This window comes from Halogeometricum sp. S1BR25-6 (genome assembly GCF_031624495.1).
Lineage (GTDB): Archaea > Halobacteriota > Halobacteria > Halobacteriales > Haloferacaceae > Halogeometricum > Halogeometricum salsisoli.
Window position 1 is genome coordinate 1 of record NZ_JAMQOP010000003.1, and the last position, 12,101, is coordinate 12,101.

General features: G+C 68.2%; 10 protein-coding genes. 8 read left to right on the top strand and 2 right to left on the bottom strand.

Features of this window, described 5'->3' with window-relative positions:
- Both NDI76_RS15245 and gdhB read left to right on the top strand, forming a co-directional pair.
- A partial coding sequence (locus NDI76_RS15245; protein WP_310924986.1) for a M24 family metallopeptidase occupies positions 1-341 on the top strand: 341 nt, incomplete at its 5' end.
- Between the two features lie 180 nt (positions 342-521).
- The gene (gene gdhB, locus NDI76_RS15250; protein WP_310924987.1) at positions 522-1,799 is read left to right on the top strand and encodes a glutamate dehydrogenase GdhB; all 1,278 of its coding nucleotides are present in this window, start codon (positions 522-524) and stop codon (positions 1,797-1,799) included.
- 61 nt (positions 1,800-1,860) lie between these two features.
- Here the strand turns inward: gdhB and NDI76_RS15255 are convergent, their stop codons facing one another.
- Positions 1,861-2,832, bottom strand: a complete 972-nt coding sequence (locus tag NDI76_RS15255) for a D-2-hydroxyacid dehydrogenase (protein ID WP_310924988.1) — start codon at positions 2,830-2,832, stop codon at positions 1,861-1,863.
- Positions 2,833-2,937: 105 nt separating this feature from the next.
- Between NDI76_RS15255 and NDI76_RS15260 the strand changes: the two genes are divergently transcribed.
- From NDI76_RS15260 to NDI76_RS15270, 3 genes are all read left to right on the top strand, one after another.
- Positions 2,938-4,296: an amidohydrolase gene (locus tag NDI76_RS15260; RefSeq protein ID WP_310924989.1), complete on the top strand. Its 1,359-nt coding sequence runs from the start codon at positions 2,938-2,940 to the stop codon at positions 4,294-4,296.
- The gene (ilvA, locus tag NDI76_RS15265; protein ID WP_310924990.1) at positions 4,286-5,557 is read left to right on the top strand and encodes a threonine ammonia-lyase; all 1,272 of its coding nucleotides are present in this window, start codon (positions 4,286-4,288) and stop codon (positions 5,555-5,557) included. Before NDI76_RS15260 ends, ilvA begins: the two co-directional genes overlap by 11 nt.
- A 98-nt stretch (positions 5,558-5,655) precedes the next feature.
- Entirely contained in the window at positions 5,656-7,623 is a 1,968-nt protein-coding gene (locus NDI76_RS15270) for a CocE/NonD family hydrolase (RefSeq protein ID WP_310924991.1), read from the top strand.
- A 51-nt stretch (positions 7,624-7,674) separates the two neighbouring features.
- On the opposite strand, the gene NDI76_RS15275 is transcribed toward NDI76_RS15270, so the two are convergent.
- Positions 7,675-9,045, bottom strand: a complete 1,371-nt coding sequence (locus tag NDI76_RS15275) for an aminotransferase class III-fold pyridoxal phosphate-dependent enzyme (protein WP_310924992.1) — start codon at positions 9,043-9,045, stop codon at positions 7,675-7,677.
- Positions 9,046-9,535: 490 nt separating this feature from the next.
- Between NDI76_RS15275 and NDI76_RS15280 the strand changes: the two genes are divergently transcribed.
- From NDI76_RS15280 to NDI76_RS15290, 3 genes are all read left to right on the top strand, one after another.
- A complete protein-coding gene (locus NDI76_RS15280; protein ID WP_310924993.1) occupies positions 9,536-10,339 on the top strand; it encodes an N-acyl homoserine lactonase family protein in 804 nt (267 codons plus the stop codon).
- Positions 10,339-11,658 (top strand): hydroxyacid-oxoacid transhydrogenase, encoded by a 1,320-nt coding sequence (locus NDI76_RS15285; protein ID WP_310924994.1) that lies wholly within the window; start codon positions 10,339-10,341, stop codon positions 11,656-11,658. The genes NDI76_RS15280 and NDI76_RS15285 overlap by 1 nt, the downstream gene beginning before the upstream one ends.
- Before the next feature lie 98 nt (positions 11,659-11,756).
- A complete protein-coding gene (locus NDI76_RS15290) occupies positions 11,757-12,098 on the top strand; it encodes a DUF8113 family protein (RefSeq protein ID WP_310924995.1) in 342 nt (113 codons plus the stop codon).
- Positions 12,099-12,101: the final 3 nt, after the last annotated feature.

A 12,101-nucleotide genomic window follows, 5' to 3' on the forward strand; every position in this document is an offset into this window, starting at 1 on the left:
TCGTCGTCGAGGGCGTCGAAGCCGCCCTCGACGTCGCCGAACCGGGCGTCACCTGCGAACGCGTCGAGAAGGCGTGGCGCGACACCATCGCGAAGTACGACATCGAGAAGGAGGAGCGCATCGGCTACTCGATGGGGCTGGGCTATCCGCCGGACTGGGGGGAGCACACCGCCAGCCTTCGCCCCGGCGACGAGACGGTGTTAGAGGAGGACATGACGTTCCACATGATTCCCGGTCTATGGTTCGACGACTTCGGCGCCGAACTCTCCGAGACGTTCCGCGTCACGTCGAACGGCGCGGAGGTGCTCGCCGACTTCCCGCGAAAGCTGTTCTCGGTCTGAGCGCCGCGACGGACTGACACGTCGTCCGACGCCTCGGTCCGTCGGGGGCTTTCGTTCGGCGCAATACTTCTTCAACTCCGAATTGTATCTCATCGTCTCTCTTCGAGACGAACACAGTCCGAACAGCACGGATTGAGCTATCGATTAATTTAACACGATGGTTCGTCATCGTCTCCGTATATGGCACCAGACGGAGACGACGCGAACGAGGCGGACGCGGACTCGGCGCTCGTCACCGCCCGACGGCAACTCGAACGGGCGGCGGCGCACGTCGACGTGGACTCGAACGTCATCAAACGGCTCCGGCACCCGACGCGCGTCGAACGCGTCTCGGTGCCCCTGAAGCGGGACGACGGCTCGCTCGACGTCTACACGGGCTACCGCGCACAGCACGACGACGTCCGCGGCCCGTACAAGGGCGGCCTCCGCTATCACCCCGAAGTGAGCGCCGAGGAGTGCATGGGGCTCTCGATGTGGATGACGTGGAAGTGCGCGGTGATGGACCTCCCGTTCGGCGGGGGAAAGGGCGGCGTCGCCGTCAACCCGAAAGAGCTCTCCCACGAGGAGCGAGAGCGGCTGACTCGGCGGTTCGCCGAGGAACTCCGCGACGTCGTCGGGCCGAAGCAGGACGTCCCCGCGCCGGACATGGGGACGGACGCCCAGACGATGGCGTGGTTCATGGACGCCTACTCGATGCAGCAGGGCGAGACGACGCCGGGCGTCGTCACCGGCAAACCGCCGGTCATCGGCGGCAGCTACGGGCGTGAGGAGGCGCCGGGTCGCTCCGTCGCCATCGTCACGCGAGAGGTCGCCGACTACTACGACTGGGACCTCTCGGAGACGACCGTCGCGGTACAGGGGTTCGGGAGCGTCGGCGCGAACGCCGCCCGCGCCCTCGACGAGTGGGGGGCGAACGTCGTCTCCGTCTCCGACGTCAACGGGGCCATCTACGACCCCGACGGCCTCGACACCGAAGCGGTCGCCACCCACGAGGAGGAACCCGGCGCCGTGATGGGCTACGACGCGCCGGAGACGCTCTCGAACGAGGAGATACTCGAACTTGACGTGGACGTGCTGATTCCGGCCGCGGTCGGTAACGTCATCACCGCCGGGAACGCCCACGATATCGACGCCGAGGTGGTCGTCGAAGGGGCGAACGGCCCGACGACGTTCGCCGGCGACGAGATTCTCGCCGACCGCGAGGTGCCCGTGATTCCGGACATCCTCGCGAACGCCGGCGGCGTCACCGTCTCGTACTTCGAGTGGTTGCAGGACATCAACCGGCGGCAGTGGACGCTGGACCGCGTCCACGAGGAACTGGAGTCGCAGATGCTCTCGGCGTGGGACGACGTGCGAGCGCAGTACGAGGACAAGGACGTGACGTGGCGCAACGCCGCGTACGTGGTCGCCCTCGAACGGGTCGCCGAGGCGAAGTCGACGCGGGGCCTGTGGCCCTGAGCTGACTCGCCCGCGCGCTTCCCTCCGTTCTTCTCTTCGCTCTCCCTCCCGTCGCCCTCGATTACTCCCGACCCGGCGCGAGCACCTCGTTCACCAGTTCCTCGCCCGATTCGAGGTGGTCGAGGTTCTCCGCGACGATGTCGGCGAGGCGGTCCCAGTGCTTCGGCGTGTGGCCGCCGGTGTGCGGCGTGAGCAGGCAGTTCTCCAGGTCCCAGAGTTCGTGGTCGTTCGGCAGCGGTTCGGGTTCGGTCACGTCGAGGGCCGCGCCGCGTATCTTGTTCGACTGGAGCGCCGAGACGAGGGCGTCGGTGTCGACGATGCCGCCGCGGGCCGTGTTGACGAGGACGGCCTCCGGCGGCATCGTGGCGAACTCCGCCTCGCCGATGAGGCCGCGCGTGAGGTCGTTCAGCGGGCAGGCGACGACGACGTACTCCGACCGCGAGAGGGCGTCGTGCACCGCGTCCTCGTCGAATCCGACCACCTCGTCGGTGGGGCCGCCCTTCTCGGGGGTGTATCGCACGCCTATCGTCTCCACCTCGAACCCCTGTAGCCGCTGGACGACGGCCTGCCCGATGGAGCCGAGACCGACGACGGTGACGGTGCTGTCGGTGAACTCGCCCGACTGGAAGTGTCGCCACTCGTTGTTCTCCTTCCGCCGCCACCCCTCGTGTAGGCGGCGGGCGAACGTCAGCATGTTCCCGATGGCCTGTTCGGCGATGCCGGGCGCGTGGATGCCGCCGGCGTTCGTCACGCCGACGCCGCGCGCGGCGAGTTCGTCCGTCGGAACGTGGTCCGTCCCGGCGAACGTACAGGCGAACAGTTCGAGGTTCTCGGCCGACTCGACCAGTTCGGGGTCGAGGTCGATGCCGGTGACCACGCGCGCCCCGGCGACGAGTTCGCGCTCCTGCCGCGGCGTGCGCGCCAGCGCGACGGTTCGGTCGGGCAGACGCTCGCGGAGCGTCTCCGCGTACGACTCCATCGACAGTCCCTCGGTCCCCTCGCGGAGGACGACGACGTCCGGTGTCTCCGTCATAGTGAGTGGTCCTCGTGTCGTCGCTGCCCGACTTAGTCCTTTTGTGTATTCGCCGTCCACGGAATCCGTTCACAGTTAAGTGGGTGGCGCGTGTCAGGGCGTCGTATGGTAGCGACGACCGAGCTAGATCTCAGCCGGTTGCGTCGAGCGTTCCACCGCTATCCGGAACCCGCCTGGCGGGAGTTCCACACGACGGCGCGACTCCGCGAGGAAGTCGAGGCCATCGGCGTCGACGAACTCGCGGTCGGTCCCGAGGCGTACGACCCCGACGACAGGATGGCCGCCCCGGACCCCGACTCCGAGGAGGTGCGGCGCTGGATGGACCGCGCCGTCGAGCAGGGGGCCGACGAGGAGTTGGTCGAGAAGATGGCGGGCGGCAACACCGGCCTCGTCGCCGTACTCGACCGGCGGGGTGAGGAATCCGGCGCGGACGGCGCCGACGCTGCCGACGCCGCCGACGGCCCGCACGTCGGCCTCCGCGTCGACATCGACGGTCTGTTCATCGAGGAGTCGGCCGACGAGGAGCACGTTCCGGCCCGCGAGGGGTTCCGCTCGGAGACGGGCGAGACGATGCACGCCTGCGGTCACGACGCGCATATGACGTGGGGGTTGGCGGTCCTCGACGCGGTGAAGCGCAGCGACTTCGCGGGGCGGTTCACCGTCTTCTTCCAACCCGCCGAGGAGGTGTCCGGCGGCGGCCGCCCGATGGCCGAGAGCGAGTACGCGGCCGGGCTGGACGCCCTCTTCGCGGTCCACGTCGGCCTCGACCACCCGACGGGCGAAGTCGTCGCGGGCGTCGAGGAGATTCTGGCGATGTGCCACGTCGACGCGACGTTCCACGGCACGTCCGCGCACGCGGGCAAGGCCCCGAACGAGGGCGACAACGCGATGCAGGCGCTCGGGACGGCCATCCAGAACGCCTACGGCATCCCGCGGCACGCCGACGGGATGACCCGCGTCAACGTCGGCGTCGCGGAGGCGGGCACCGCGAGCAACATCATCGCCGAGGAGGCGACCATCCACGGCGAGGCCCGCGGCGAGACGACCGAACTGATGGAGTACATGAAAGAGAAGCTCTCGCGGACGCTCGAATCCGCGGCCGAGATGCACGGCTGTACGGCCGACGTGGAGGTGGTCAGCGAGTCCCCGCGGGTCGACAGCGACCCCGAACTGGCGGGACTCGTCGCCGACGTTGCCGCGGGCGTCGACGGCGTCGAGACGGTGACCGAGCGCGCGGCGTTCGGCGCCAGCGAGGACGCGACGTTCCTCATGGACCGCGCCCACCGGGAGGGCGGGCGCGCGACGTTCCTCATCGTCGGGACGGACCACCCGACGAGCCACCACACCGGCACGTTCGACGTGGACGAGCGCAGTCTCCCGATGGGCGCCGAAGTGCTGACGAAGGCGGTGCTCTCGGCCGGCGAGGGCGGGGGCGCGAGCGAGGGTGAGACCGGTGCCCGGTGACGAGGAGAGCGACGGCTCGATTCCGGAGAGCGCCGACGCCGTCGTCACCGCCGCGGACGTGGCGGCGGCCCGCGAGCGCATCGCGGACGTGGTCCACGAGACGCCGCTGGACGTCTCGACGACGTTCGCCGAGATGTCGGGCGCGGCGTCTGTCGGCCTCAAACTGGAGAACATGCAGCGCACGGGGTCGTTCAAGATACGCGGCGCGTACAACACGATGGCGACGCTCCCCGCGGAGGCGAAGGCGCGCGGCGTCGTCGCCGCAAGCGCGGGCAACCACGCGCAGGGCGTCGCCCTCGCGGGGCGACTCCTCGACATCGACACCACCGTCGTCGTCCCCGAGGTGACGCCCGCGGCGAAGATAACGGCTACCCGCGGGTACGGCGCGGAGGTGCTCGTCGAGGGAGATATCTACGAGCGCTCCTACGAACGCGCCCTCGAACTCGCAGACGAGGAGGGCTACGAGTTCGTCCACCCGTTCGACGACGCGGGCGTCATCGCCGGGCAGGGCACCGTCGGCGCGGAGATACGCGAGCAGTACCCCGAGGTAGACACCGTCCTCGTCTCCATCGGCGGCGGCGGTCTCATCTCGGGCGTCGCCACGGCGCTGAAGGCGCACGACCCCGATATTCGTGTAATCGGCGTCCAACCGGAGGGGGCGGCGCACGCCAAACCCTCCTTGGAGCGCGACGAGATACACCGGCTCTCGGACATCGACACCGCCGCCGAGGGAATCGCCGACGCGCGTCTGCTCGGGAAGACGTTCGCCGTCCTCCGCGAACGCGTCGACGACGTGGTGTCGGTCTCCGACCGCGAGATGGCCGTCGCCGTTACTCTCCTCGCGGAACGGGCGAAGACCGTCGCCGAGGCGGCGGGCGCGGCGCCCGTCGCCGCCCTCCTTTCGAAAAAAGTGGACGCGGCGGACGAACACGTCGCCTGCGTCGTCTCCGGCGGGAACGTCGACCTGACGGAGCACGCCGACCTGACGCGGACCGGCCTGTTCGAACTCGACCGCTACGCCGAGGCGCGACTGCACGTCAGGGAGTGGCCGGCGGCCCTCGGCCGGGTCGGCGATATCGTCTCCGGCCGCGGGGCCGGACTCGACGCCGTCGAACGCGCCGACCGAACGCCGGACGACCCGCCGAACCGGACGCCCGTCACCGTCGGCGTCGAAGGCACCGGCCGGGACCACCTCGGTGAGGTGTTCGCGTCGCTGGACGACGCCGACGGAATCGCCGTCTCGTCGCACACGCTCGGGTGAGCGCCCGCCGCCGGTCGGTACTGCACCTTTATTTCGCGGCGGCTTCTTTCCACGACGTATGATAGCAGCACACACGACCCGCGGCGGTGGATTCGGCGATGTCTGAGGACGAACTGAGCGGGATCCGAAGACACGAGAACGTGCGCGTTCCCGTCGGAGACGACACCGTCGCCGCGACGCGGTACGAACCGGAGGGAGAGGGACCGTCGCCGGCGCTCCTGACGTACGTCCCCTATCCCCAGCAGGACAGCATCACGTACGGCGCCTACGACCCGTTGAACCGCTATCTCGCCGCGAGCGGGTACGAGGTGGTCGTCGCCGACATGGTCGGGTCGGGGGCCTCGACCGGATTCGTCGAGGAACCGTTTACACGCCGCGAGGGAACCGAACCGGCGGCGCTCGTCGAGTGGTTGGCCGCCCGACCGTGGACCACGGGGAAGGTGGGGATGTTCGGGAAGTCCTACGGCGGCATCACGGCCCTCGACGCCGCCGCGCAGCGACCCGACGGCTTGGAGGCCATCGTCCCCATTCACACGCCGTTCGAGGGGGTGCGCAACGCCTACACCTACGGCGGCCTGTTCGAGTTCCTCACCATCGGGATGGACTGGCTCACCCTGATGCAGGCGCTGGACGCCAAGCCGCCGTCGAACCCGGAGGCCGACCCGGCGGCGATGAGGGCGTGGCGGGACCGCCTCGGCCGACTGCCCGACCGCGACCCGTGGCTGTTCCAGTTCCTCGACAACGACCCGCACGAGGCGTACTGGGACGACAAGGTCATCCCGGTCGAGCGAATCGACGTGCCCGTTCTCGCCGTCGACGGCTGGCGCGACCCGTACATCGAGGACACGGTGCGGTACGTCGACCGCATCGACGCGCCCACCCGCGCGCTCTTCGGCCCGTGGCGCCACCGGATGCCGCATCGGGGGCGCGAGTCGGCCGTCGACTTCCGCCGGCAGGTGCGCGCGTGGTTCGACCGGTTCTTGAAAGAAGGAACAACGGACGCGCCGGACGTCCCCCGATTCCGCGTCTGGACGGAACGCGACGGCGGCGGGACGACGGCGGGCGAGTGGCGCGGCCTCGACCGCTGGCCGACGCTCGCGACGGCCGGCGACGACGCCCTCGGGTTCGCGTTCACGCCCGAGGGACTCCTCTCGCCCGCCGAATACGACGGGAGTGCGGTCGAGGAGACGTACGAGTTCGACCCGACGGTCGGCCCCGCCTCCGTCGACCCCTACGGTGCGACGGTCGCCCCGCCGGTCACGAACGACGACGACGCGCGCAGTCTGACGTTCGACACGCCGACGCTGGAGACGGCCGTCGAACTCACCGGGACGGGCGCCGTCTCCCTCTCGCTGGAATCGACCGTCGCCGACCCGACGGTGGCGGTCCGCGTCGTCGACGTGGCCCCCGACGGACGCGGGAGGCTCGTCACCCACGGCGTCGTCAGGGGAGCGTACCGCGACGGCATCGACGAACGGACCCCGATGACGCCCGGCGACCCGACCGACCTCTCGGTTCCCCTCGCGCCGAAGTCGCACGTCTTCGAGGCGGGTCACCGAATCCGGGTCGCCGTCGGGTCGTCGCTGTTCCCGGCGGTGCTGCCGACGCCCGAGCGCGGGTCGTTCACGCTCCGGTCTTCCCCCGACGACCCGGCGCTCCTCCGGTTCCCGGGGCGGCGGCTGGACCGCGTCGCGTTCGACGACGCCGTGCCGATGGCCCCGCCGGACGACCGTCTGCCGACGACCCCCGAGCGCGTTTCGGGGTCGTCGTCGTGGGTGACCGCCCGCGAACACGCCGCCGGGGAGGCCCGCGTCGAGAAGACGGACGAACTGCGCGTCGACCTCCCGCACGGGACGCTGACGCGCGAAGGGGCCTTCGAGGCCTCCGTGCGGCGGGACGACCCGGGGTCGGCGTCAGCGCGGAACGAACTGACGCTGACCATCGAGAACGACCTCGGAACGTTCGAGGTGCGCGCGACGAGCCGTATCTCCCGGCCGCTCTGCCGGGTGCGGACCGAAGTAACTCACGACGGTGAACCCGTCTTCGAGCAGACGTGGACGCGGTAGCCGTCGCTCGGGGCCGGTGAGGGCGGCCGAGAGAAGAAAACACGGAGTTCGCTACGACGACGGGGCGGAGGCGACTTCGTTCCCCGCGGCGTCGACGGCGTCGGTGAAGATGCCGATTCCCAGTTCGATTTCGCGCTCGGTCGAATCGAGCGGTGGGAGGAGCCGAATCGTCTTCTTCCCGCACCCGAGCGTGAGGAGGCCGCGCTTCAGCGACTCCTCGACGACCGCGTTGCGACGGTCGGTGGTGTCGAACTCGACGGCGAGCATCAGCCCCTTCCCGCGGACGTCGGCCACGTACTCCGGCGCGTCGTCGCGGAGCAGTTCCTTCGCCTGCCGGCCGCGTTCGGTGGCGTTGGCCAGCAGGTCGTGCTCCTCGATGGCTTCGAGCGTGAACACGCCCTGCATCGATGAGAGGATGTCGCCGCCGCCGAACGTCGACCCGAGGCGGTTCGATTCGCTTGGGAAGAGCTCGGAGTTCGAGATGGTCGCGCCGACCCGGAGACCCTTCGCGCTGGCGATGACGTCGGGTTCGATGGGGTAGTGGTCCGCCGCCCACATCTCGCCGGTTCGTCCGACGCCCGACTGTATCTCGTCGACGACCAGGGGGATGTCGTACTCGTCGGTCACGTCCCCCACCTCCCGCATGAACGCCTCGCTCGGGAAGCGGTAGCCGCCGACGCCCTGAATCGGTTCCATCACGACGAACGCCACCTCTTCGGGGTTGACGTGGCCGCCCTCGGGAGATAGCGCCCGCCGCAACTGCGACCCATCGCGGGGCGAGAACCCGCAGTCGCACTCCCCTTCGGTGCAGTGTCGGTCGGTGCAGAACGGGACGGTCTTGACACCCGAAATCTCGGGGTAGTGGCGGGTGTACACCTCGTTTGAGCGCGTGACGGAGAGCGTCGCCATCGTCCGGCCGTGGAAGCTTCCCTCGAAGGCGAAGCCGTACTTCGCCGCCGGCGCGTCGTCGTACGTTATCTTCAGCGCGTTCTCCACCGCCTCGGCGCCGGAGTTCGAGAGGAACACCGTGTCCATCCCGTACTGGTCGGACACGTCGCAGAGCTTCTTCATCAGGTGACTAGCGCCCGGGAACGGCGACTCCTCCGGGTCCGGTCCGGCGCCGTAGTACATGTCCTGTCCCGCTATCTTCATCGGCTCCACGAGGTCGAACTCGCGGAGTTTCCCGAGCACCTTCTCGTTGTTGTAACCCAGCGGGGCAGCGCCGATGTGGCAGGTGAAATCGAGCAGCACGTTCCCGTCCACGTCGGTGACGAACGGCCCGTCCGCCTCGGCGGTCACGTCCCAGACGAACTCGTGGGAGTACTCGCTCGGCGCGGCGTGTTCCGAGTGGAACTCGATCCACTCCGCGGCGTTCGGACCCGGTAGACCCTCGGCTGTCGGCTCCGCGGTGTGCCTGTCCATACACGGAGAGTGTGTATGCCGTCCATTAAAACTAATTATTTTTCGAGTACAGCGTCTGGAAATAAATTGTCTTCGACGGTCAGAGAGCCCGTTTCCGCCGCCGTCGGTCGTTCGAGCCGGCCGAATCGTCCGCGCACGGGCGTTCGTCGACGCGTCGGCTCCGACGTCGGCCGTGGTCTGTGCGGAACGAGTGGTTCCACCTCGATATCAAAATAGAAATCCATAAATGTGGACTCAGGTGTTTTTATCTCCGATTTCACAATTAGACGTACAGTAGTGCATCTTAATTCTCTCACAAAGATTTTCCTAGCCGAAATATGAGTTCGTATCGTGCCATACGATTGCAGATATCTATACAGTCCGCGATCGTCCGCGGCGCGAAGCGGCCGACTCGAACTCCCCTTACCGGCTTCCGACCTATCGGTGCTGAAGGAACGAGCGTTGTCGAGTACCCACCAGACTTTTGACATTGTTAATCGCACTAGTTCGCATGGTAGATGCGACGATAGAAGTCATCGACCGCGGGGGACTGGAGTGCGACCTCAACTACCTCGTCGAGGGTAACACGCTCGGGACGCACGACGAACCGAACCCGCCGACGGACTACGTCGAGATTCCGGTGTGGAACCTCGTCATCGACCACCCCGAGGCGACCATCCTCTGGGACACCGGCAATCACGAGGATGCCCTCGACGGCCACTGGCCCGAGGGGCTGAAGCAGGCGTTCTACCCGCACGACGTGCGCGAGCACACCCTGGAGGGCGACCTCGGCGACGCGGGCTACTCGCTCGACGACATCGACGCCGTGTTCCAGACCCACCTCCACCTCGACCACGCGGGCGGTCTCCACCACTTCGACGGAACGGACGTGCCCGTCTACGTCCACGAGGAGGAGGTGAAGTTCGCCTACTACTCCGCGAAGACCGACGAGGGAAGCGGCGCGTATATCTTGGGGGACTTCGACCACGACCTGAACTGGCAGGTGCTCCACCAGGACCGCGAGACGCATTTCGAGGATATGGAGTTCGTCCGCCTCCCCGGACATACGCCCGGTCTCACGGGGACGATGATACACCTCGACGACCACGGCACCGTCGTGTTCGCGGGCGACGAAATCTATCAGAGCGACAACTACGAGGAGGAGGTACCGTTGGGCGCGCAACTGCTCTGGAGCGGTCGCCACTGGTTCGACAGCCTCCAGACGCTGAAGGACCTCGAACGGCGACACGACGCCGAAGTCGTCTACGGCCACGACCCCGAGCAGTTCGCCGAAATCGAGTCGGGGTGGTCCTGATGAGCTACGAGCGCTCCGTCTCGGCGCCGAACCACGGCCTCGACCCGGAGACAGTGTGGCACATCGACATCCCGGAGATACGCTTCGGGCGCGACTCGACCGAGGAACTCGCGTTCCAACTCCGCGATTTAGGCGTCGACGAGGACGCGCGCGGCCTCGTCGTCACCGACGAGACCCTCGTCGACGTCGGTCACGCCGACCGCGTCGCCGGCGAAATCGAAGACGACGGCCTCTCGGTCGACGTCTACGACGGCTCCGAGCGCGAACCGTCCGTCGAGGCCGTCACGGACTGCATCGAGTTCGTCCGCGAGGAGGCGGGGGAGGCGGGCTACGATTTCTACGTCGGCCTCGGCGGCGGCAGTTGCATGGACACCGCGAAGGTGACCCGGGCGGTCATCGCCAACGGCGGCGAACCGCTGGACTACGTGGCCGAACCGACCGGCGAGGGCGAACCCCTGACCGAGTCGGGCGAACCGCTCGTGTTGATGCCGACGACGGCCGGAACGGGCGCCGAAATCTCGCCCGTCGCCATCCTCTCGGTCCCGGAAAAGGAGATAAAGGAGGGCATCTCCTCGAACCACGTCCGCGCCGACGCCGCCGTCCTCGACCCGACGCTCACGACGACGCTCCCGCCGGACCTGACGGCGAAGACGGCGATGGACGCGCTCGGACACGCCATCGAGGGCTACACGACCCACGAGTACGACTCGCTGCTGCGGCCGAGCGACCCGGCCGAGCGACCGGTGTACGCCGGGCGGACGCCGCTGACGGAGATGTTCTCGGAGAAGGCCATCGACCTGCTGTCGAACAACGTCCGCACCGCCGTCCACAACGGCGACGACCTGGCGGCCCGCGAGAACATGCTTCAAGGGGCGCTCTTCGGCGCCATCGCCGGACTGACCGCGGGCGCGACCCTCTGTCACGCGATGGCGTACCCCGTCGGCAACAAGTACCACACGACGCACGGCGAGACCATCGCCGTCCTCACGCCGGCCAGCACCATCGACTACAACTCCGCGAGCGACCCCTCGCGGTTCGCCGACATCGCCGAGATGTTCGGCGTCGACACCGACGGGATGACCGACCGCGAGGCGACAGACGCGCTGAAAGCGGAGTACGTCCAACTCCAACGCGATCTGAACGTTCTGCCGAGCGGCCTCGAAGAACTCGCCGGCATCACCGAGGAGGACGTCGATTGGCTGGCCGAACAGACCGTCGAGACGCAGAAGCGCCTCCTGCGAACCAACCCCCGGCCCGTCACCGAGGACGACGTTCGCGACGTCTTCCTCGACGCCCTCAACAACTGGGAGGAGCAGTAACGGGTCGCACGCCGGTCCGACAGACGTCTCTTCCTCGTACATTCTCCGCAGCACGATAGACTTATCAGAGTGTATGTGGTGGTGGGAGGTAACGAACTATGCAAGGGACTACCAGTCACCCCGCGAACGGACCGCGACCCGGCGCCTCCCCCGAGGAGTTCCGACAGTCGCTCCGGGACGCGGCCGCCCTCCTCGACGATTCTGAACCGCCGGAGTCGCTCTTCGTCGCGGTGCAGTATCGCAACGGCACCGACTACGTCCACGCCCACGCCGACGGCGCGGACGGCAACCTCGACCGGAAGGTGTACGACCTGTTCTCGCCGCTCGCCGTCCACGTCCGAGCGGTCGCGGCGGCGGCGAACGCCGACCCCGAGACGGTGTTGGAGTGCGCGGCGGAACTCCTCGACAGCGTCGAGGACTCCGACAGAGTCGGCGAGTAGGGG